At 64.4% G+C, this 21,720-nt stretch carries 20 protein-coding genes; 19 read left to right on the top strand and 1 reads right to left on the bottom strand.

Going from position 1 to position 21,720, the window contains the following annotated elements; genetic code table 11:
* Window positions 1-9 precede the first annotated feature (9 nt).
* From MAIT1_RS06400 to MAIT1_RS06410, 3 genes are all read left to right on the top strand, one after another.
* On the top strand, window positions 10-1,752 hold the full coding sequence (locus MAIT1_RS06400; RefSeq protein WP_085441467.1) for a proline--tRNA ligase: 1,743 nt from the start codon (window positions 10-12) through the stop codon (window positions 1,750-1,752).
* Between the two features lie 121 nt (window positions 1,753-1,873).
* Window positions 1,874-2,419 carry a chemotaxis protein CheX gene (locus tag MAIT1_RS06405; RefSeq protein WP_085441468.1) on the top strand — a complete coding sequence of 182 codons (546 nt, stop codon included), beginning with the start codon at window positions 1,874-1,876 and terminating at the stop codon, window positions 2,417-2,419.
* Window positions 2,409-3,137, top strand: a complete 729-nt coding sequence (locus MAIT1_RS06410) for a chemotaxis protein CheX (RefSeq protein WP_085441469.1) — start codon at window positions 2,409-2,411, stop codon at window positions 3,135-3,137. Before MAIT1_RS06405 ends, MAIT1_RS06410 begins: the two co-directional genes overlap by 11 nt.
* 458 nt (window positions 3,138-3,595) lie before the next feature.
* Here the strand turns inward: MAIT1_RS06410 and MAIT1_RS06420 are convergent, their stop codons facing one another.
* A complete protein-coding gene (locus tag MAIT1_RS06420) occupies window positions 3,596-6,385 on the bottom strand; it encodes a penicillin-binding protein 1A (RefSeq protein ID WP_085441471.1) in 2,790 nt (929 codons plus the stop codon).
* 157 nt (window positions 6,386-6,542) lie between these two features.
* Between MAIT1_RS06420 and MAIT1_RS06425 the strand changes: the two genes are divergently transcribed.
* From MAIT1_RS06425 to MAIT1_RS06500, 16 genes are all read left to right on the top strand, one after another.
* On the top strand, window positions 6,543-7,607 hold the full coding sequence (locus MAIT1_RS06425; protein ID WP_085441472.1) for a hypothetical protein: 1,065 nt from the start codon (window positions 6,543-6,545) through the stop codon (window positions 7,605-7,607).
* A gap of 54 nt (window positions 7,608-7,661) precedes the next feature.
* Entirely contained in the window at window positions 7,662-8,750 is a 1,089-nt protein-coding gene (gene aroB, locus MAIT1_RS06430) for a 3-dehydroquinate synthase (protein WP_085442009.1), read from the top strand.
* Window positions 8,751-8,770: 20 nt separating this feature from the next.
* Entirely contained in the window at window positions 8,771-9,043 is a 273-nt protein-coding gene (locus MAIT1_RS06435) for a hypothetical protein (RefSeq protein ID WP_085441473.1), read from the top strand.
* Window positions 9,044-9,194: 151 nt separating this feature from the next.
* Entirely contained in the window at window positions 9,195-10,490 is a 1,296-nt protein-coding gene (locus tag MAIT1_RS06440; RefSeq protein ID WP_085441474.1) for an adenylosuccinate synthase, read from the top strand.
* A gap of 82 nt (window positions 10,491-10,572) precedes the next feature.
* On the top strand, window positions 10,573-11,841 hold the full coding sequence (locus tag MAIT1_RS06445) for a multifunctional CCA addition/repair protein (RefSeq protein WP_085441475.1): 1,269 nt from the start codon (window positions 10,573-10,575) through the stop codon (window positions 11,839-11,841).
* Between the two features lie 101 nt (window positions 11,842-11,942).
* Window positions 11,943-12,266 (top strand): hypothetical protein, encoded by a 324-nt coding sequence (locus tag MAIT1_RS06450; protein ID WP_085441476.1) that lies wholly within the window; start codon window positions 11,943-11,945, stop codon window positions 12,264-12,266.
* A 120-nt stretch (window positions 12,267-12,386) separates the two neighbouring features.
* Entirely contained in the window at window positions 12,387-12,743 is a 357-nt protein-coding gene (locus MAIT1_RS06455; protein WP_085441477.1) for a hypothetical protein, read from the top strand.
* Between the two features lie 3 nt (window positions 12,744-12,746).
* The gene (gene nfo, locus MAIT1_RS06460) at window positions 12,747-13,595 is read left to right on the top strand and encodes a deoxyribonuclease IV (RefSeq protein WP_085441478.1); all 849 of its coding nucleotides are present in this window, start codon (window positions 12,747-12,749) and stop codon (window positions 13,593-13,595) included.
* A 164-nt stretch (window positions 13,596-13,759) separates the two neighbouring features.
* Window positions 13,760-13,996 (top strand): hypothetical protein, encoded by a 237-nt coding sequence (locus tag MAIT1_RS06465; protein ID WP_085441479.1) that lies wholly within the window; start codon window positions 13,760-13,762, stop codon window positions 13,994-13,996.
* Between the two features lie 242 nt (window positions 13,997-14,238).
* Window positions 14,239-15,432, top strand: coding sequence for an alanine transaminase (alaC, locus tag MAIT1_RS06470; protein ID WP_085441480.1), 1,194 nt, complete (start codon window positions 14,239-14,241; stop codon window positions 15,430-15,432).
* 61 nt (window positions 15,433-15,493) lie between these two features.
* Complete coding sequence (locus tag MAIT1_RS06475; protein WP_085441481.1) at window positions 15,494-16,807, top strand: homoserine dehydrogenase; 1,314 nt, start codon at window positions 15,494-15,496, stop codon at window positions 16,805-16,807.
* Window positions 16,808-16,825: 18 nt separating this feature from the next.
* Window positions 16,826-17,977, top strand: a complete 1,152-nt coding sequence (locus tag MAIT1_RS06480) for a hypothetical protein (protein WP_085441482.1) — start codon at window positions 16,826-16,828, stop codon at window positions 17,975-17,977.
* Window positions 17,978-18,096: 119 nt separating this feature from the next.
* Window positions 18,097-18,702: a 16S rRNA (guanine(966)-N(2))-methyltransferase RsmD gene (gene rsmD, locus MAIT1_RS06485; protein ID WP_085441483.1), complete on the top strand. Its 606-nt coding sequence runs from the start codon at window positions 18,097-18,099 to the stop codon at window positions 18,700-18,702.
* On the top strand, window positions 18,695-19,183 hold the full coding sequence (gene coaD, locus MAIT1_RS06490; RefSeq protein WP_085441484.1) for a pantetheine-phosphate adenylyltransferase: 489 nt from the start codon (window positions 18,695-18,697) through the stop codon (window positions 19,181-19,183). Before rsmD ends, coaD begins: the two co-directional genes overlap by 8 nt.
* A 182-nt stretch (window positions 19,184-19,365) precedes the next feature.
* Complete coding sequence (gene miaB, locus MAIT1_RS06495) at window positions 19,366-20,697, top strand: tRNA (N6-isopentenyl adenosine(37)-C2)-methylthiotransferase MiaB (RefSeq protein ID WP_085441485.1); 1,332 nt, start codon at window positions 19,366-19,368, stop codon at window positions 20,695-20,697.
* A complete protein-coding gene (locus MAIT1_RS06500) occupies window positions 20,694-21,701 on the top strand; it encodes a PhoH family protein (RefSeq protein WP_241893426.1) in 1,008 nt (335 codons plus the stop codon). Before miaB ends, MAIT1_RS06500 begins: the two co-directional genes overlap by 4 nt.
* The last annotated feature ends 19 nt before the right edge of the window (window positions 21,702-21,720 follow it).

Raw genomic sequence — 21,720 nt, forward strand, 5'->3', positions numbered from 1 at the left:
GGGCCGCCGATGCTCAAATTCACCGAAACGCTGATCCCCACCCTCAAAGAGGACCCCGTGGAGGCCCAGGTGGTCTCGCACAAACTGATGGTCCGCGCCGGTCTGATCCGGCAGTTGGCCGCCGGGATCTACACCTGGCTGCCCATGGGGCTTAAGGTGTTGCGCAAGGTGGAGCATATCGTGCGCCAGGAGATGGACCGCTCCGGCGCCCAGGAGGTGCTGATGCCGGCGGTGCAGCCCGCCGAGCTGTGGAAGGAGTCCACCCGCTGGGAGCAGTATGGCAAAGAGCTGCTGCGCATCCACGATCGCCACGATCGCGACTTCTGCTTCGGTCCCACCCATGAAGAGGTGATCACCGATCTGGTGCGCAAGAACCTGCAATCATATAAGCAGTTGCCCGCCAACTTCTATCAGATTCAGACCAAGTTTCGCGACGAAGTGCGGCCCCGCTTCGGCATCATGCGGGGCCGCGAATTCCTCATGAAGGACGCCTACTCCTTCGATCTCAACGTCGAAGGGCTGGATCAGAGCTACGAGCGCATGTTCCAGGCCTACAAGCGCATTTTTCAGCGTTGCGGTCTGGCGTTCCGCCCGGTGGAGGCCGACACCGGCTCCATTGGCGGGGCTTCGTCCCATGAGTTCCATGTGCTGGCGGACTCCGGCGAGGACACCATCGCCTCGTGCAGCGCCTGCGACTACGCCGCCAATCTGGAGAAGGCTACCGCCGCGCCAGCGCCCGCCGCGACAGCAGCGGAAGCTGCGGCAGACATGACGCGGGTGGAGACCCCCACCCAGAAGACCATTGAAGAGGTGGCCAGCGCGCTGAACGTCTCACCGGCGCAGTGCGTCAAGACCCTGGTGTGGCGCGATGCCGAGAGCGATGCCTGGTTCCTGCTGCTGCTGCGCGGCGACCACGAACTCAACGAAGTGAAGGCGACCAATATCGCCGGGGCGATGTCGTTCATGCCTGAGCCCGGCGACGTGGCGTCCGCCCTGGGGGTTCAGGTCGGCTTCCTGGGTCCGGTGGGGGCGGAGAACTTCCCGGTGGATGTGCGCATCATCGCCGATCACGCTCTGAAGGGCGCGCACAATATGGTGTGCGGCGCCAATGAGGCCGGTTGGCATCTGCGCGGCGTCAACTGGAACCGCGACCTGGCCGCCCCGGAATTCGCCGACCTGCGCAATGTGGTGGAGGGCGATGGCTGCCCCCGCTGCGAGGCTGGCAAGCTGAAATTGAACCGTGGCATTGAGGTGGGGCACGTCTTTAAGCTAGGGACCAAATACTCCGAGGCCCTCAATGTTTCGGTGTTGGATGAGAACGGGCGCGGCGTTAACCCCATCATGGGCTGCTACGGCATCGGCGTGTCGCGCATCGTCGCCGCCGCCATTGAGCAGAACCATGATGACAATGGCATCGTCTGGCCCATCAATCTGGCCCCGGCGCAGGTGCATGTGATCATCCTCAATCCCAAGGAGGAGGCCGCCGCCCTCACCGCTGTGGATATGGCCCGTCGTCTGGAGCACGCCGGTTTGGAAGTGCTGCTGGACGACCGCGACGAGCGCCCCGGGGTGAAGTTCAAGGACGCCGACCTGCTGGGGCTGCCGGTGCGTCTGGTGGTGGGCGGCCGCTCCTTTAAAGAGGATCAGGTGGAGTTGAAAATGCGCCGCGCGCCGGAGCCCATCAAGCTGCCCAAAAACGACGCTGTGGATTACATTACCGCCAAGGTGATGGAGGCGCAGGCCATCGTTTGAGCCGCGAATGATAACACCTCGCGTCTTAACGGTTTCCTCTCGTCGCGCAATTGGCTATGTTTGAAAGCGATCCGTTGTGCAAGAGAGACGTTCCAAACCTCTAAAATGATGGGAAGCGCTCATGCCTGAGACCTTTCTGGATGCGGTGCGCGGGGCGGTGCAGGAGATCGCCGAGACCATGCTGTTCCTTGAGATCGAAGCCAAGGAGTCCAGCCATGGCAAATCCGAAATGCCGGTGGATGTGAGCGCGATATTGGGGTATAGCGGCGGTCTGCGCGGCTCGGTGAGTCTCTCCGGGCCGGAGTCCAGCGTGTTGAAACTGGCCTCGGCGCTGCTGGGCGAAGAGCGCGAGGCGTTCGATGCCGAGATGGAGGACGCCTACTCGGAGTTGGCCAATATGATCGCCGGCGGCGTGCAGAGCCGTCTGGAGAGCGTATTCGGCTCCATCAAACTCTCCACTCCGGTGATCATTCGGGGCAAGAACCACACCGTCACCAGCGACCACGCTTTCGAGTGCGTCAACCACGCCTTTGCGCTGGAGGGGGATGGTTTCTGCGTCAATGTCTTCTACCACCCTGACTCCCTGCAGCAGCTCACTGCCGACGCCGCCGTGACGGCGGACGCCGACTCCGCAACACAAGGTGCTGAGGTCGTCGATGGCCAGTGAGGGGTTGTCGGCGGAGAGTTTTCTGATTCCCCTGCGCGAAGCGGTGCAGGAGATCGCCGAAACCATGCTGTTTGTCGGCGTGGAGCCGGGCCCCAGCGACGATGAGTCACGCCATCGCAAAGCCGATTTCAGCGCTGTGGTGGGGTATAGCGGCAGCATCAAAGGCAGCATGCGACTGGCCGCGCCCGATGGCGGCGCCCGTGAACTGGCGGGAGCGCTGTTGGGCGAAGAGCGCGAAAGCATGGATGACGAGATGCAGGACGCCTACGCCGAGATGGCCAATATGATCGCCGGTGGTCTGCAATCGCGGCTGGAGGAGAGCATCGGCCATATCAGTCTGACGCCGCCGGTGTTCATCGATGGAACCGGGCACTCGGTGCGCAGCGACCACTCATTCGCCTGCTGTTCGCAGGACTTCACTCTGGAGAGCGGCGAGACCTTTTTGTGTGAGGTCTACTATCGCTTGGAGGAGCTGGAACAGAGCGAAGTGGCGCAGTTTGGTCTGGCGGTGGTGGATCAAGAGGACGCGGGAGACACCGCGCAAGGAGCGGGTATGAGCGAAGAGCAGATCAAAGACGCCGTGCGCGAAGCGCTGGCGCAGAAGCTGAACGAAATTCTGACTGATGAGAGCCGCCAACAGGTGCGCGCCGCGCTGCCGGATGTGGCCGAAAAGCTGATCCGCGAAGAGATCGAGCGCATTGAAAAAGAGGGGCTGTAAGCCGCGCCTCCCATCCTGCCGCGCCCGCTTCAGGGCGCAGCCTGTTTCCCTGCGCCATTCCTCGCACTGATATTGAGTCAACGCAATCCAAAATTGTACAGAGCGCCAAATGTTTACGTGACGTAGGCCCGGCTACGCTGGCTATTGGTCGCCGACTGGTCGGCGGCGGGGTGATTCGGGCCATCCATGGCCCTCACCCTTCGGGCTCGCTGCGCGAGTCCGATTTGGCAATCCTGCCAAATCGTCTGGGGGCCGCGCCCCCAGCGGGTGTGGGCGGAGCCCACGGTGTGTCTGTTGATCTTGGGAACTCGAGGGCAAAGCCCTCGATATCTTTCCTGTCCAAAAACCACCAATGTCCAATTCTGAATCTGGCTGAGTAAAGGTGCTCAAGGGCAAAGCCCTCGATATCTTCCATTTTCAAAATCGCCACTGTGCAATTTTGAATTCGCCTGAAAATATCAGTAGACGCCCGGTTCCAGATCCAGCACATGACCGCCTGTGGCGGCGCCAGAGCCCGAGGCGCCCGGAGTCGGCGCGCCGTGGGGCGTTACACTGCCGCCCCAGCTGGGCACGCCGGGAGTCGCCGCCACGCCCTGAGAGCGCACATCGCCCTTCTTGAAAGCTTCCAACACCACCCGCTTGGTCTGATCGGTGAGCGGTCCGCCGGTGGCGCCATCCACAGATTCCAAATAGATGCCGTCGGGCACCGGGAAGTCGGTGCGCGGCTGGTCGGCCAGGGCGGACTTCATGTAATCGGTCCAGATCGGCAGCGCCGCGCGTGAGCCGGTCTCTTTGTATCCGAGCGGCTTGTAGTCGTCGCGGCCCACCCACACGGCGGTGACCAGGGAGGGGGCAAAGCCCAGGAACCAGGCGTCGCGCAGGTCGTTGGTGGTGCCGGTTTTGCCCGCCACGGGGCGATTGAGCACCCGCGCGCGACGACCGGTGCCGTGGGTGATCACCCCTTTGAGGATGCTGGTGACTTGATAGGCCACCTCCGAGGAGATCACCTGCTGGCCAAACGGTGAAGCGTTTTTCACGTCTTCGTCGGTGGAGGGGTCGTCATCGCCCTCTTCAGGCGGCTCCGCCGCAGGTTGGGAGGCGGCAAAGGCGCTGTGCAGCAGGTCGGCGGGGGCGTCGCTGCGCGGCTCCTGATGGCACAACAGGCAGTCGCCGCCGCCATGGCGGTAGACGGTGCGGCCCAGCGGATCCTGCACGCGGGCGATGTAGACCGGTTTGACCAACTTGCCGCCATTGGCGAACACCGCATAGGCGCTGGCCATCTGCAGCGGCGAGAAGCCGATGGTGCCCAGCGCCAGGGAGAGCTCCTGTTGGCCTTCGGGGATGGTCAGGCCGAAGCGGTCGGCCATGGCCACCACCTGATCGATGCCCAGCTGCTTGAGCAGGCGAATGGTGACCAGGTTGCGCGAGTGCTCCAGCGCCACGCGCAGGGTGGTGGGGCCATAGAAGACGCGCTCGTAGTTCTCCGCCTTCCAGATTTTGGTCTCGCCGGTGAGCGGGTCGCGATAGGGCACCGGCATGGGGCTGTCATCAACCCGACTGGTGGGGTTGTAGCCATTGGCCATGGCGGTGGCGTAGACAATGGGCTTGAACGACGAACCAGGCAGGCGGCGGCCCTGGGTGGCGCGGTTGAACTCGCTGATGGCGAAGTCGTAGCCGCCCACCATGGCCAGCACCTGACCGGTGTGGGGGTCGAGGCTGACCAATGCGGCCTCGGCGTCGGGCTCTTGGGCTAGGGTGATGATTTCGTCAACCTTGGGCTCGTTCGGCTGTGCGGGGGCGACGTCGCCCTTTTTGCGCGGGGCTGGCGGCGCGATGCGGCGCTCAATATCCAGCAACACCACATCCCCCGCTTTCAGCACTTGCGACACGCGTTTGATGGTGGGGCCCAGGTAGCGTTTTTCGGTGCGCTGCTCTCGCGCCCATTTGACTCCAGGCAGGCCCAGCGCCACGGTTTTGCCGTCGGCCAGCAGCAGTTTGGCCGCGCCCTTGGCGCCGCCGCTTACCGACAGCGTGAGCGCCTTGTAATAGCCGGAGGGCGAGCGCGGCTCTTCCGCCACGGATTCGCGCCATTTGGCCTGGGCTGCGGCGGTGGGCGCGCCACCCAGCTCCTCCAGCGGGCCGCGATAGCCATGGCGGTCGTTATACTCCAGCAAGCCCTGTTTGACCGCCGCTTGCGCCGCGCGCTGCTTGACCGGGTCCAGCGAGGTGTAGACGTCCAGGCCGCCGCGATAGAGGCGGCGGGAGCCCCACTCCTCCTGCAGCTTGCGGCGCACATGCTCCAGATAGTGCGGCGCCACCTGTTCCAGGGGCGGCTTCGGACGCGCCAGTCCCAGCGGCTCCTGTTTCCACTTCTGCGCCTCGGCGGCGGTGATGAGCTGGAGCTCCGCCATGCGATCCAGGACTACCCCCTGGCGCTTGCGCGCGGCTTCCGGGTGGCGCCAGGGATCGTAGTGGCTGGGCGCTTTGGGTAGACCCGCCAACAGGGCGATCTGCCCCATATTCAATTCGGAGACGTCGCGGTCAAAATAGAGCCGTGAAGCCGACGCCACGCCATAGGCGCCCGCGCCCAGATAGATCTGGTTGATGTAGAGCTCAAGGATGTCATCCTTGCCCAACTGCTGCTCCAGGCGGTAGGAGAGGATCGCCTCCTTGAGCTTGCGCACGTAGGTTTTGTCGCTGGAGAGGAGGAAGGTTTTGGCTACCTGCTGGGTGAGGGTGGAGCCGCCCTGCACAATGCGCCCGGCCTTGAGGTTGGTGACGAAGGCGCGGGCGATGCCCAGCGGATCGATGCCCAGTTTGGGGCGTGAATAGTAGCGCGAATCCTCAATGGCGAGGACGGCGTCCAGCAGCTTCTTGGGGGTGTCTTCGAAGGGCAGGAATTGACGCCGTTCGATATAGAATTCGCCCAGCAGTTGATAGTCACGGGCGTAGACCCGGGTGATCAGGCTGGGCTGATAGTCGGTCAGGCTGTTGAGGGTGGGCAGATCGCGCGCATAGCGCAGATAGAGGCTGTAGCCAAACACGGCGACCACCGCGCCGATGACGACAAACAGCAACAACAGCCACTTGACCCAGCCCCAGCGACCGCGTTTGCGGGGCTTGGGCGCCTTTGGGCGGGCGTTGGGCGCATCGCTACGGGAGGCGGCGTCGGCGTTCATGGCGCGGGGGCGTCTCTTCTCGGGGGGGTTGCGATAGCTGTTGGCGGATGGGCGTTTGGGCTTGCGCACAACTCTTCTGTCGTCGGTTCGGGGCGCTCAAATGATCCGCCTGTCCAGCGCGCGGCGCCCAGGTAGGCTTGATCTTTTTGACTAAAAAGCTCAGTTTACTCCCATCCTGTCTCAGGATCATGGAAAAATCGTTGTGATAAGTGGGAGCGCAGGACGCATGTTGGGTTCCATCATGGGAGTCGTTGTGGCGTTGAGCGTCACTCTGTTTGTCGGCGGGGCGGCGCACGCGCAATCCCCCGCCGCCGCCGCGACCGATGGGGCGCTGCTGACGCTGGAGCGACAGGCGCGCAGTGATGGCGTGGTCTGGCGGCTCAAAGGCAGCGCCAAGAGCGCCTGTCAGGCGAGGGTTTCCGAACGCCCAGCGGTGGTGACGGCGCACTGTCCCCACGGGCGCTGGGCGCAGACCGGGAGCCTGTCCGCCAGCAACGCCGCGCCGGGCTTGCTGCGCACCCAGGGCGCCGATGGCGCGCATCTGCGCATTGAGGGTGGTTCGCTTTGGCGCTTGTCCCTGGCGCAGCGCAACGGCGATCTGAGCGTGCGCGCCGAGCGCGTGGCGGCGACTCCCTCTGCAATGCGCAGCGCAACTCCGCAGCTGCTGGACGCCTATGTTTCCTATGGCGAGGATCGCGCCGCGCGCATTCACCTCATCGCCGATGGCCGCTTGCCCGATCCGCGCGTGATGCGGGTGGGGGAGCCGCCGCAACTGGTGTTGGACTATCCCGGGCTGCGCAGCACGCTGCCGCCCACGCGCTTTCCAGTGGCGGCGCTGGATCTGGAGGAGGCCCTCATCGCCGCCACCGATCGCGGCGTGCGACTGGCGGCGCGAGTGACCGGCCCCGATGTGGGCTATCGCATCGACAACCACCCCAAGCGACAGATTATCACCCTGTTCTCGGCGGGGCATGATGTCGGCTTGGCGCCGCGTCTGGACCCTCAGGCGACGGCGCGCGCGGCGGCGCAGGCCAAGGCGCAGGCCGCGCCTGCAGCAGCGCAGCGACTGACGCTGGAGTTCCAAGGCGCCAAACTGGCCAACGCCCTCAAGCTGGTGGCCGCCAGCGGCGAAATCGAGCTGAAGCTGCCATCGGGGTTGGATCAATCGGTGAGCGCCAAACTGGTGGACGTCACCCCGCTGCAGGGGGTGGATCGTCTGTTGGATCAGACCGGCTATCGGCGCGAACCGGCGGGCGAGGGCGCTTGGCGGGTGGTTCCGCAAGCGCGATAAGGCGGCGCAGTTCGGCGCGCAGCGGCGCGTCATCAGGAGTCAGGCATGGGTGTTTTGAACAGTTTGCAGGTGGATTTGGGCGCGCGCAGCTACCCCATTGAGATCGGGCAGGGGTTGCTGGACGGTCTGGGCGACGGGCTCAAGCCGCTGCTCAAAGGGCGGCAGATGGCGGTGCTCACCACCGAGACGGTGGCCCCGCTCTATCTTGAGCGCGCACAGGCGTCCCTGACCGCCGCCGGGTTTGACGTCACCCCCATCATTCTGCCCGATGGCGAGACCAGCAAAAGCTGGCAGGCCCTCAATCAGGTGTTCGACGTGCTGATTGGGGCGCGCTTCGAGCGGTCGTCCACGGTTGTGGCGCTGGGCGGCGGGGTGATCGGCGACCTCTCCGGCTTTGCCGCCGCCTCGCTGCTGCGCGGGGTCAATTTCGTGCAGGTTCCCACCACGCTGCTGTCGCAAGTGGACAGCTCGGTGGGGGGCAAGACCGGCATCAACCATCCGTTAGGCAAGAACCTCATCGGCGCCTTCTATCAACCCAAGAAGGTGACCATCGACATCGACACTCTGCGCACCCTGCCGCGCCGTGAGCTGCTGGCGGGGCTGGCGGAGGTGATCAAGTACGGCATCATCTGGGATGCGGAACTGTTCGCCCGTTTGGAGCGCGATCTGGACGCCTTCCTGGCGTTGGAGCCCACCGTGGTCGCCGAGGTGATTCACCGCTGCTGCGCCATCAAGGCGGAGGTGGTGAGCGCCGACGAGCGCGAGGCGGGCCAGCGCGCGCTGCTCAATTTGGGGCACACCTTTGGTCACGCCATTGAGAATCTGGCCGGTTATGGCGAGATCCTGCACGGCGAGGCGGTGGCCATTGGCATGGTGATGGCGGCGGATCTATCCCACTGGCTCAAGCTCTGTCCGGGCAATGACGTGGCGCGCATCCGCGAGCTGGTCGAGCGCGCCGGGCTGCCGCTGCACGCGCCCAAACATGCGGTGGAGGCGTATATGGACGCCATGAGCCGCGATAAGAAGGTGGAGGCGGGGGTGATGCGCTTTGTGCTCATGCGCGGCATCGGTTCGGCCATGATCAGCAGTGATGTGGACGCCGCCGTCACCCGTCAGGTGATCGAAGCCTACGCGGTGGCGTAAGCGGCGTTTGATTCGCAGCCATGGCCACGACGCGCACCCGTCACACCTCGCTGATTCCCAACGCCGAGAAGGTGGTGGCGCTGCTGCGCAAGGCGGGGTATAAGCCGCATCCTGGGCCCATCGATGGGCGCGGCGGGCGCGGCGCGCTGCGCATCAAGATCGTCGCCCAACCCAACCGCACCCGCATCATCGTCAGCGGCGGCGGCGCCCAGGAGATCTACCTCTATGGGCCGGTTGATCTGCAACAACTGTTTGAGATTCTACCGCAGGCGCGCTTTGAGTCCGGTGAGTAGGGCGGGGCGGGGCGAATTCCCATTGAAGCGCGCCCGCGCTTGATCAATAATCCGAGTTTTGGCCGCGGCCGAGGCGGGGCGCGGCGTTTTCGACAAACACCAAATGGAAGGGGCGTGACGCGAAACGCGGCGCGCCGCGTGGGAAGGCAATATGGCCAACGTCGTGATCGTGGGCGCCCAGTGGGGCGATGAGGGCAAGGGCAAGATCGTCGATCTGCTCACCGAACAGGCCGATGTGGTGGCGCGCTTTCAGGGCGGCAACAACGCCGGGCACACCCTGGTGGTGGACGGCGTCAAGTACGTGCTGCACCTGATCCCCTCGGGCATTCTGCGCGAAGGCAAAGTGAGCATGATCGGCAACGGCGTGGTGCTGGATCCGGGCGTGTTCATCCAGGAGATCGATGAACTGTTGGCCCTGGGCGTGCCGGTGACCGGCGACAGCCTCAAGCTCTCCAACCGCATGCATCTGATCATGCCCTACCACAAGGCGCTGGACGCGGCGCGCGAATCCAAGCGCGCGGGTGGTAAGATCGGCACCACCGGCCGCGGCATCGGTCCGGCCTATGAAGATAAAGTGGGCCGCCGCGGCATCCGTCTGGGCGATCTGTACAATCGCGAACTGTTCGACGCCAAACTCCAGGAGAACCTGGAGTTCGTCAACTTCCTGATGGCCAACTACTACGAAGGTTTTGAGTCGTTCGACTTCAAAACCGTGCGCGAAGAGTTGCTGGGCCAGGCCGAGCGTCTGCGTCAGTACGTCACCGACACCGGTCCCTGGCTCAACGACCAGATCGACTCCGGCAAACAGGTGCTTTTCGAGGGCGCCCAGGGCGCGCTTTTGGACGTGGATCACGGCACCTACCCCTATGTGACCTCCAGCGTCACCGGCTCGGCCAACGCCTGCGCCGGCACCGGCGTCGGTCCCAAGCGCATCGACTACGTGATGGCCATCTGTAAGGCCTACACCACTCGCGTGGGCGGCGGTCCGTTCCCCACCGAGCTGTTTGACGAAGACGGCAAGCATCTGGGCGAGAAGGGGCATGAGTTCGGCGCAACCACCGGGCGTCCGCGCCGCTGCGGCTGGCTGGATGCGGTGGTGGTGCGCCACTCCGCGCGCATGAGCGGCATGGACGGCATCGCCCTGACCAAGCTGGACGTGCTCGACGGCATGCAGACCATTAAGGTGTGTGTGGCCTACGACCTGGACGGCGAGACCATCGATTACATGCCCGGCGACATCGAAGAGCTGGCGCGCTGCAAGCCCATCTACGAAGAGTTCCCCGGCTGGTCGGAATCCACCGTGGGGTGTAAAGATATGGCGGATCTGCCCGAGGCCGCGCGCAACTACATCGCCAATGTTGAGCGGCTGCTGGGCGCACCAGTGGCGATTCTCTCCACCGGTCCCGACCGTAATGAAACCTTGATTCGGACCAACCCGTTCTCCTGAGCGGGCTGATCCATAGGCAGTGCGCAGAGCCCGTCCCAGGACGGGCTTTGCCGTTTCCGTTCTCTGCGCCGTTTGTGACCGTATGACCCCTTTTGCGCCCGATCCCCTGTTTGCTGGACTGACCCGCTATGCGGTGGGCGGCGCCGTGCGCGACGCGCTGTTGGGGCGGCCGGTGAAGGATCGCGACTGGCTGATCGTCGGCGCCACGCCACAGATGCTGCTGGATCGTGGCTTTAAGCAAGTGGGGGCGGCGTTTCCGGTGTTTCTGCACCCCCACAGCGGCGAGGAGTGCGCCCTGGCGCGGCGCGAGCGCAAGAGTGGGCCGGGGTATACGGGGTTTGAGACCGAATTCGGCCCCGAGGTGACGCTGGAGGAGGATCTGGCGCGGCGCGATCTGACCATCAACGCCATGGCGCTGGATGCTGATGGGAGCCTTATCGACCCCTATGGCGGCGCGCAGGACATCCAGGCGCGGCGTCTGCGCCACGTCTCCGATGCGTTTGCGGAGGATCCGCTGCGGCTGTTCCGGCTGGGGCGATTTCTGGCGCGGTTCGCCGACCTGGGGTTTGCCGTGGACCCGGCCACAGAGGCGCTGTGTGGCGAATTGGCGGCCTCTGGCGAACTGGCGCATCTGAGCCCGGAGCGGGTGTGGCGGGAGCTGCAACTGACGTTGGAGGCGGTGGATCCGGCGGCGGGTATCGAACTTCTCGCCCGCGTCGGCGGGCTGGACCATTGGCTGCCGGAGTTGCTGGCGCTGCAAGGTCAGACGCAGCCGCCCAAATACCACCCAGAAGGGGACGCCTGGACCCATACGCTGTTGGCGCTGAAGAGCATCTGTGCGCTCACGCCCGACCCGGTGGCGCGCTTTGCGGTGCTGGTGCATGATCTGGGCAAGGGGCTGACGCCGCCCGAGTTGCTGCCCTCCCATCGGGGGCATGAGATCAGCGGCGTGCCGTTGGCCGAGGCGGTGTGTGAGCGGCTGCGCGCGCCCACGGCGTATCGCGATCTGGCGCGTCTGACCGTACGCTGGCATCTGTTGGGGCATCGCTGCGCCGAGCTGCGGCCCGGCACGGTGGTGGATTTGCTCGACAGTTGTGACGCCCTGCGCAAACCGGAACGATTCATCCTGTTTACCCTCTGCTGCGAGGCCGATGCGCGGGGGCGGGGCGAGAGTGGGACACAAACGCCTTATGTTGCGGGTGAATTTTTCCGAAAAGCATTATCAGCCTGTCTGGCGATTGATGTTTCTGAGATTTTGGCGCGCGGCGTGCAAGGCAAGGCCGTAGGCGAAGCGTTGCGTCAGAAGCGTGTCGCTGTGGTGCGTGAATTGCGCGCCTCCATGACGCTCTAGCAGGCGTCGGAGACTGTACGGCGCAACAGACTTTGGCCGGTCCGAAGCGCGGCGTGGGGCCGTCGGTTTTGACGCCGAGAGATGCGTGAAGGTGTGGGCAGATGTCCGATAAAGAACAAAAAGAGATGCTCCTGAAGTTCGTGGTCGAGTTCGACAAGCGATTCACGGCCATCGAAGAGGAGATCGTCGAGCTGAAAACCAAGCTCGAGGAGATGGGCTCCCAAGGCGCGGCCAACCCCGAAGAGTGGGATAAGCTCAACCGCAACCTCAAGGACGTCTCCGAATCCCTGGTGCGCGCCAACAAGCATCAGGGGCAGTTGGAAAAGCGGGTGGAAGTGGTCAAAAACGACTCCAGCTCCGGCTTGGTGGTGAGCGTGGCCATTTTTACCATTCTGTTTATCATCTCGCTGTTTATCCGCGCTTAATTCGATATTCATCGTCTGCGTCCGCCCGACGCGGACCAGCCGGCGCATTGCTCCCCACAGCCTGCTGCGCTAGCATGATGGCCAAACTCCCGCATCGCGCCATCCTTGCCATCGCCTCTCATGTCCGCAACCGATTCCGACGACGACAAACCGCAACTCTCTGACGCCTTGGCGAATCTGGCCAATACATTGGATCAGTGGTCCGAACCCAATAGCCAATTGGCCAGGCTGCGTGAACGCCGCGCCCGCGCCAAACAGAACGCCCCTGCGCGCCCGGCGGCGCCGTCGGCGACGCCGGATGACGTCATCGACTGGATGGCGGGCGACGACAATATGGGCGACTGGGAGGCGCTGGAAGCGGACCTGGCGCAGCGCGCCGACATCACCGGCAAACGCGCCGACGGCTCCGTTGACGAGGCTTCTGACGGACCCGCTGTCGACGACGATGTTGCAGACCCCAACCCAAAGCAGGATTGATCCATGAAGTATATCGGAGCTCACGTGAGCGCCTCCGGCGGCGTGCGCAACGCCCCGCTGAACGCGACCAAAATCGGCGCCAAGGCGTTCGCCCTGTTCACCAAGAATCAGCGTCAGTGGACGGCCAAACCCTACGAGCAGGCGGAGATCGACGCCTTCAAGCAGAATCTGGCCGATGGCGGCTTCGCCCCGGAGCATGTGCTGGCCCACGACAGCTATCTGATCAATCTGGGGCACCCGGAGCCCGAGGCGCGGGAGAAGTCGCTCACCGCCTTCATCGACGAGATGAGCCGCTGCGCCCAGTTGGGATTGGATCGGCTCAATTTCCATCCCGGCAGTCATCTGCGCAAAATCAGCGAGCAGGAGTGCATCGACAATATCGTCGCCAGCCTCAACACCGCGCTGGCGGAGGTGGAGGGGGTCAAAGCGGTGATCGAAAACACCGCCGGGCAGGGCTCCAACCTGGGGCATCGGTTTGAGCAGATCGCCGCCATCATCGACGGCGTAGAGGATAAAAGCCGGGTCGGGGTGTGCCTGGACACCTGCCACACCTTTACCGCCGGCTATGATCTGCGCACCGCCGAGGCCTACGCCCAGACCATGGACGAATTCGACCGCCTGATCGGGTTCCAATACCTGATGGGGATGCACATCAACGACAGCAAGCCCGACTTGGGCGCACGGGTGGACCGCCACCACAGCATCGGCGAAGGTAAGCTGGGGATGGAGGCGTTTCGCCTGATAATGAACGACGCGCGGTTGGATGGCGTGCCCATGGTGCTGGAGACCATCGATGAGACCATCTGGCCCCAGGAGATCGAACTGCTCTACAGTTTGCAGCAGGCGGCGTGATCCCCGGCAAAAAAAATCGCAGGATTGCAAAAAAAGTTCTCAAGCCGTTCAAGCGCGTCGCCGATAGAGGGGATAGGGAAAAGGCCTATCAATGGCGCTTCGTCCGTCACCCATAATAAAAACAGACGGATGGCCGAAGGCCTCAGTAAAGTAGGAATGAGATCATGAGCATCTCAGCACTCAACGCCTGGACTGGCGGACGGGCCAGTGGGGGTGAACAGAAGGTAATGGCGAAAATCAAGCAGCAGTCCTCGGTGGTGCCCGATACCGTGCGTTCGCGCATGTATCAGGGGGAGGGGACGGCGGCGAGCTACACCAAAGGGTACGCCCGTAAGGCCACTTCCCTTGCGATTTCCGGCTCGCAGCTGTCGCGTGGACCGTTCTATCCCAAACCGCAGTAATGCGGCTTTGAGTGGAACAGCGCCAGGAGCGATCCTTGGCGCGGCAAGGACGCTGCTTTTGTTGTGAAATAGGAAGACTGAGCAGTCCAGACCCTGGCGACCCGTTGTCGCCGGGGGTTTGGCGTTGCTTTTTCGCCGGGCGGCGGATTCCTCTGCTCAAGGCCCAAGCGCATCTTGACAGCGCGCCCCGCCCCCCGATAGATTACACAGTTCCCTATTCCTTTTTGCCAAGCGGTCGCGCCATGGAAGAGTTCCATCTGATTCAGCGTCTTCCCCCCTACGTTTTCTCCGTGGTCAACGAGCTGAAATACGCCGCCCGGCAGCGTGGGGAGGATGTCATCGACTTCGGCATGGGCAATCCCGATCAGTCCACGCCCCAACACATTATTGATAAGCTGTGCGAAGCCGCCAAAGATGGCCGCAACCACCGCTATTCGCTCTCCCGCGGCATCAACGGTCTGCGCCGGGCGGTGTGCGCCTTCTATCAGCGCCGTTTTGACGTCGACCTGGACCCCAGCAGCGAAGCCATCGTCACCATCGGCTCCAAAGAGGGGCTGTCGCACCTGGCGCTGGCCATCACCGAGCCGGGCATGAACGTGGTGGTGCCCAGCCCCACCTATCCGATTCACGAATACAGCTTCATCATCGCCGGGGCCGACATCCTGCGCGTGCCCATCCACCGCGATCGCGACTTCTTCGAGGATCTGCAGAATGCAGTGGCGGACTGCTGGCCCACGCCCAAGGTGCTGCTGGTCAACTTCCCCTCCAACCCCACCGCCCAGGTGGTGGATCTGGAGTTCTATCAGAAGGTGGTGGAGTTCGCCCGCGAGCACAAAATGTGGGTGATCTCCGATATCGCCTATTCCGAAATCTGCTTCGACGACTACAAAGCGCCGAGCATCCTGCAAGTCCCCGGGGCCAAGGATCTGGCGGTGGAGTTCTATTCGCTCTCCAAAACCTACAACATGCCCGGCTGGCGGGTGGGCTTTGCGGTGGGCAATCAGACCCTGATCCACGCCTTGACGCGCATCAAGTCCTACCTGGACTACGGCATGTTCCAGCCCATCCAGATCGCCGCCACCGTGGCCCTCAACGGGCCGCAGGATTGCGTGGACGATATCGTCGCCATGTATAAGAGTCGCCGCGATGTGCTGTGCGACGGCCTGGCGGCGGCGGGGTGGAGTATCGAGCGGCCCAAAGCCTCCATGTTTGCCTGGGCGGAGATCCCTGAGGAGTTCAAGAAGATGGGCTCGCTGGAGTTCTCCAAACTGCTGATCAAGGAGGCGCAGGTGGCGGTGAGCCCGGGGGTCGGCTTTGGCCGCTATGGCGATGACCATGTGCGCATCGCGCTGATTGAGAACGAACATCGCACGCGGCAGGCGATTCGCAGCATCAAACGCTTCCTCCATGCAGGCGGCGATACGCAGGCGGATTGAGCCAGTCGGGATTGAGTCGAAAGCGACCGGCCAGCGGCGTCGGCGCGCAATGGAGAGCGGTATGCAGACGTTACGAGTGGGGATTCTGGGCTTTGGCACGGTGGGACGCGGGGTGGCGCGCATGCTGCGCGATCAGGCCGACATCCTGCAACAGCGCGCAGGCGTCGCCCTGCAGCTCACCGCCATCGCCACCCGCACCCCGGGGCGGGATCGCGGCATTCCCCTGGATGGCGTGACGTTGACCGACGATGCGGCGCGGGTGACCGCTGGCGATGACGTGGACGTGGTGTGTGAACTGATCGGCGGGCTCGACCCCGCCGAATCCCTGGTGCGCGACGCCCTGGGCAACGGCAAGCATGTGGTCACCGCCAACAAGGCGCTCATCGCCGAGCGCGGCAATGGGCTGATCGAACTGGCCGCCGCCAACAATTGCGAACTGCTGTTCGAGGCCTCCACCGCTGGCGCCATCCCCATCATCAAGGCGCTGCGCGAATCCCTGGCGGGCAACCGCATCAACCGCATTCAGGGCATTCTCAACGGCACCTGCAACTATATCCTCACCGAGATGCGCGAAAAGGGGCTGCCCTACGAGCAGGTGCTGGCCGAAGCGCAGCGTCTGGGCTACGCCGAGGCTGATCCCACCTTTGACGTGGGCGGATTCGACGCCGCGCACAAGCTGACGATTCTGGCGGCCATCGGCTTTGGTATCCCGCTCTCTTACGACAAGATTCAGGTGGAGGGCATCGCCGAGATCTCCGACGTGGATATCGCCTGGGCCACCGAGATGGGCTACCGCATCAAACTGCTGGGCATCGCCAATCGCGTGGATGGTGAAGTGGAGCTGCGGGTGCAGCCGACCCTGGTTGCGGCGAACTCCATGCTGGGCGCGGTGGAGGGCGTATTCAACGCCGTGCGCGTGGAGGGCGACTTCTCCGGTCCCACCCTCTACTACGGGCGCGGCGCGGGCGAAGAGCCCACCGCCAGCGCGGTGGTGGCGGATCTGGTGGATATCGCGCGCAATATCAAATCCGGCGGCGCCGCCGGACGCACCCCGCTGCTGGGGGCGCCGCTGGCGGATCTGAGCGCGCCGGTGTTCCGCTCTCCCGGCGAGCACTTCGGCGCCTACTACCTGCGCCTGTCGGTGATCGACAAACCCGGCGTGCTGGCCGACATCACCGCCCTGCTGAAAAAGCACGATATCTCCATCGACGCTCTGGTGCAGCGCGGCCGTTCCCCCAACGAGGCGGTGCCGCTGGTGATGGTGACCCACGAGGCGCGCGAGGCGCAGATGCTGGCGTGCCTGGCGGAGATCGAGCAGTTGCCGCTGGTGGAGAGCAAAGCGCACATGATCCGCATCGAGGAAGACGCGGCCTAAACGCCCAAGGAGGCTCCCATGGGCGTGCTGGCGCTGGTGGAGGGGGGGCGACGCATCCCCGATGAGAGCGCGACGGCGCCTGCGGACCCTGCGCTGGCGGAGTTGGCCGCGCTGGGCGCAACCGGCCGCGTGGATCTGGCGCGCGCCGATGAGCCGCCGGAGGCCCTGGGCGCGCTGGCGCGCCTGTTGGGACTGTCCGCCCCCAGCGGCATGCTGGCCAATGGCTGGTTCGCCGCCCGCGATGCCGATGCGGTCTCTGATGACGCTGCGGGCGTGTGGGCGCGGGTGGGCTTCACCCACTGGTCGCGCAAGCGCGAGGATCTGCTGTTTCTCTCCCCCGAGCGGGTCGCCCTGACCCCGCAGGAGGCGGCGACGCTCGCCGCCGATTTCGCCGACGAACTGGCCGTGGACGGCTGGCGCATCGCCGCCGTGCTGGACGATGGCTGGGTTATCGCGCACCCTGAGCCGCTCACGCTGGATCCCATCGTCCCTGCGCCCCTGCTGGAGGGACTCTCTGGCCGCGACGCCCTGCCCACCGGGCCCGACGCCAAACGTTTGAGCCAACTCCTCACCACCATCCAGATGCTGCTCGCGCGTCACCCCATCAATGCAACCCGCAAGAGCCAGGGGCGCATGCCGCTCAATACGCCGTGGATCTGGGGCGTGGGCGGCGCGCCGGATCTGACCGGCGCGCTGTCGCTGACCGGCGGGCTGCTGCTCAGTGACGATCCGGCGGCGCGCGGCTTGGGGCGCTTCTGCGGCATGCAGGCCGCTGCGCTCAATGAGTCGCAACCGGACTGGGGCGGCTGGGCGCAGCAATGCGCTGAAGCGGGGGCGAACGGCCCGGTGATTGTGCACCTGCGCGCACCGGCGCTGCTGGCGCGGCATGGCGATTGGGCGGGGTGGGCGGCGCGATTGAGCGCTTTCCAGGTTGAGTTTCTACCGCCTCTCAGGCAGGCGTTGGCGCGCTCTGGGGCCAGCCTGACCCTGTGCAGCGCCTATGATCTGGACGCGGCGGGCGGGCGCGGTCTGCGCCAAGAGACGATTTGGGTGCGCGCCAGCGGTCAGACGCTCATGGCCAAGCGGCGCTTCTGGCATCGACGTCTGCCTGGGGAGGGGGAGAGCCTCAGCGGCGAGGCGTTGGGGCGATCGGCGCTGGAATCGCCATGAATGGCCTCTATGCGCCAAATTGTCCAAGTTATGGTTGAGATGCGCGGTGCGGGGCGCTACACTGCCGCCTCCCGAATAAGCCGGAGTTTTGCGCCATTGCCGCAGGAGCGGATGCGCCCATGCTGAAGATCACCGCCGGACAGGCGCGCGGGCGCAAGCTGAAATCGCCCCCCGGGCGCGATGTGCGCCCCACCCCGGTGCGGGTGCGTGAGGCGCTGTTTAACATGCTCGGCGCCGCGTTTGTGCGCGATGCTCGCATGCTGGAGCTATTCGCCGGATCCGGGGTGATGGGCATGGAGGCGCTCAGTCGCGGCGCGGCGCAGGTGTGCTCTGTGGAGCGCGATAACGCCACCCTGAAGCTGCTGGGTGAGAATCTGGCCCTGTGCGGCTTTGCCGATCAGGCGCGCTTGGTGCGCGGTTCGGCGGTGGCCGAGAGCGTGCTGCGGCAGACTTTGAGCGCTGCGCCTGAAGGCTTTGATCTGCTGTTTCTCGACCCCCCCTATGGGCAGGGGTTGGCGCAGCAGGCGGTGGATCTGGTCGCCCGGCTGAATCTGCTGCGCGATGGCGCGGTGGCGGTGGCGGAACATGAGCGCGGCGCGAGCGTGCTGGCGCCGAGCCCCGCATGGCGTCTGTGGCAGACCCGCGAGTATGGGCAAACCGCGGTCACCTTGTGGTGCGTGGGTCGTGAGAACAGCGATTTGGAGTCATCCCCCGATCATGAGTAATTCCGCGCGCATCGCCATCTACGCCGGCTCCTTCGACCCCATCACCCTGGGGCATCTGGATATCATCAAACGCGGCGCCGCGCTGTTCGACACCCTGGTGGTCGGGGTGGCGGTCAATCGCTCCAAAAAGACCCTCTTCTCCGCCGAGCAGCGTCTGGACCATGTGACCCGCGCGGTGGCGGATCTGCCCAATGTGCATGTGCGCCGCATCGACGGCCTGCTGGTGCAGTTCGCCAAATCCATGGGCGCCCAGGCGCTGCTGCGTGGGCTGCGAGTGATGACCGACTTCGAGTACGAATTTCAGATGGCGGCCATGAATCGGCAACTGGCCCCGTCTCTGGAGACGCTGTTCCTCACCGCTGAGGAGTCCACCACCTTCATCTCTTCGAGCATGATCAAGGAGATCGCCTGCAACGGCGGCGATGTGACGCCGTTTGTGCCGGCTCTGGTGATCGACGATCTGCGCGCCGCCTGCGTCTGATTGCAGACATTGGCGGGAACCGCAAAGCGCAAAAATCCCTCCAATGAAGACAGAAGCTTAAACCGTTGTTTGCGGAATGGGTTTCCCTTTGGGGCGCAGACCGGCTATTGTTGTGGCCGTTTTGCAGCGCCCAATCCAGCACTTGGCCCCATCCAGACTAGGTTGTTGTGGAAGGTTCGGCATTGAAACGTCTGTACGTCAAGACATTCGGTTGCCAGATGAACGCCTACGACTCCGCGCGTATGGCCGATCTGTTGGGCGAAGATGGCGGCTATGTCGCCACCGAAGAGCCCACCCAAGCCGATCTGATCATTCTCAATACTTGCCATATTCGCGAGAAGGCCGAGGACAAACTGTTCTCGGAGTTGGGCCGTCTGCGCTTTGAATCCACCAATCGCGGCGCCATCATCGCCGTGGGCGGTTGCGTGGGGCAGGCCGCCGGCGCGGAGATCTTCAAACGCGCCCCCTACGTGCGCATGGTGTTCGGCCCGCAGAACTATCACAAGCTGCCGCAGATGCTGGCCCGCGCCGAAGCGGGGGAACAGCGCATCCTGGCCGACGATATCCCCGCAGTGGACAAATTCGATAATCTACCCGGCGCCCAGGCCCACGGCGTGGCCGCCTCGGTGGCGGTGCAGGAGGGGTGCGACAAATTCTGCACCTTCTGCGTGGTGCCCTACACCCGCGGACGCGAGTGGTCGCGTCCGGTGGCCGACGTGCTCGCCGAAACCGAATCCCTCGCCGCTCAAGGCGTGCGTGAGATCCTCCTGCTGGGGCAGAACGTCAACGCCTATGAGGCCGATGACGCCGACGGCGTGAGCCACGACCTGGCGCTGCTGATCCGCCGCGTGGCCCTCATCGACGGCATCGAGCGCATCCGCTTCGTCACCTCCCACCCGGCGGATATGAACGACGATCTGGTGGAGGTGTTCGCCGACGTCCCGCAACTCTGCTCCTATCTGCACCTGCCCATTCAGAGCGGTTCCGATGCGGTGCTGGAGGCGATGGAGCGCGGCCACACGGTGGCCGAGTATGAAGCCTGGATCGCCAAATTGCGCGCCGCGCGCCCCGATATCGCCATCGCCACCGATCTGATCGTCGGCTTCCCCGGCGAGACCGAAGCGCAGTTCGAGCAGACCTTGGAGCTGGCCGAACGGGTGCGCTATGACCACGCCTATTCGTTCAAATACTCCGCCCGCCCCGGCACACCCGCCGCGCAATTGCCCGATCAATTGCCCGAAGCGGTGAAGGAAGAGCGGCTGGCGCGGTTGCAAGCGCGCCTGAACCAGATTCAACTGGAGAATAATCGCGCGCAGATCGGGCGCGTGGAGAACGTTTTGGTGGAAGGGTGGTCCAAGCGCGGCGAAGGCGAACTCTCCGGACGCACCTCGGGTCTGCGCCGGGTCAACTTCCCGGGCCGCGCCGAGTGGATCGGTCAAACCGTGGCGGTGACCATTACCGAAGGCTTGCCCAACAGTCTCAAAGGCCGCATCGCAGAGGATGCGGCGGCGTGAGCGAAACGAAGGACAGTATGGCCAAACAGCCCCATTCAGAAAAATTGAGTTTCCCGGATAATGGCTTGGCCATTGTTCTGTTTGGCGAAGCGGATGCGCATCTGCGTCTGATCGAGCATCAACTGGGGGTGGTGATCAGCCCGCGCGGCAACGCCCTGGCGCTCACCGGGCGCAAGTCCGCCATCAAAAAGACGCGTCAGCTGCTCACCGAACTCTACGCCATGCTCGAGCGCGGCGAGACGGTGGATCTGCACCGGGTGGAGGATGGCCTCAAGGCGATGACCGAAGAGACCGACCTGGGCGACGTCTACGCCTCGGAGCTGCTGATCAAGACCCCCAAGCGCAATATCTATCCGCGCAACGCCCGTCAGGCGGCCTACATCGAGTCGATCCTCACCGCCGATATGACCTTCGCCATCGGTCCGGCGGGCACCGGCAAGACCTATCTGGCGGTGGCGGCGGCGGTGTCGGCCTACCTGGAGGGGCGCGTGGGGCGCATCATTCTCACCCGTCCGGCGGTGGAGGCGGGCGAGCGGCTGGGTTTCCTGCCCGGCGACCTGCAAGCCAAAGTCGACCCCTATCTGCGCCCCCTCTACGACGCCCTGTATGACATGCTGGGCGGCGAGAAGGTGGAGAAGCTCACCGCCCAGGGGGTGTTGGAGATCGCGCCGCTGGCCTACATGCGCGGGCGCACCCTGGAGGAGGCGTTCATCATCCTCGACGAAGGCCAGAACACCACCCCCGAGCAGATGAAGATGTTCCTCACCCGTCTGGGCGAGGGCTCGAAAATGGTGATCTCCGGCGACGTCACCCAGATCGACCTGCCCGCCGGGCAGATGTCTGGTCTGGTGCAGGCGCTGGCGGTGCTCAAAGGGGTGAAGGATATCCGCACCGCCGTGTTCACCGCCCGCGACGTGGTGCGCCACGGTCTGGTGGAGAAGATCGTGCGCGCCTACGAGGCCGATAGCTCCTCCAGCCGCTCCGGCAAGGGCGGTAAGGGATAACGGAGTCAACCGCATGATG

The sequence above is a fragment of the Magnetofaba australis IT-1 genome (assembly GCF_002109495.1).
In the GTDB taxonomy this organism is placed as follows: domain Bacteria; phylum Pseudomonadota; class Magnetococcia; order Magnetococcales; family Magnetococcaceae; genus Magnetofaba; species Magnetofaba australis.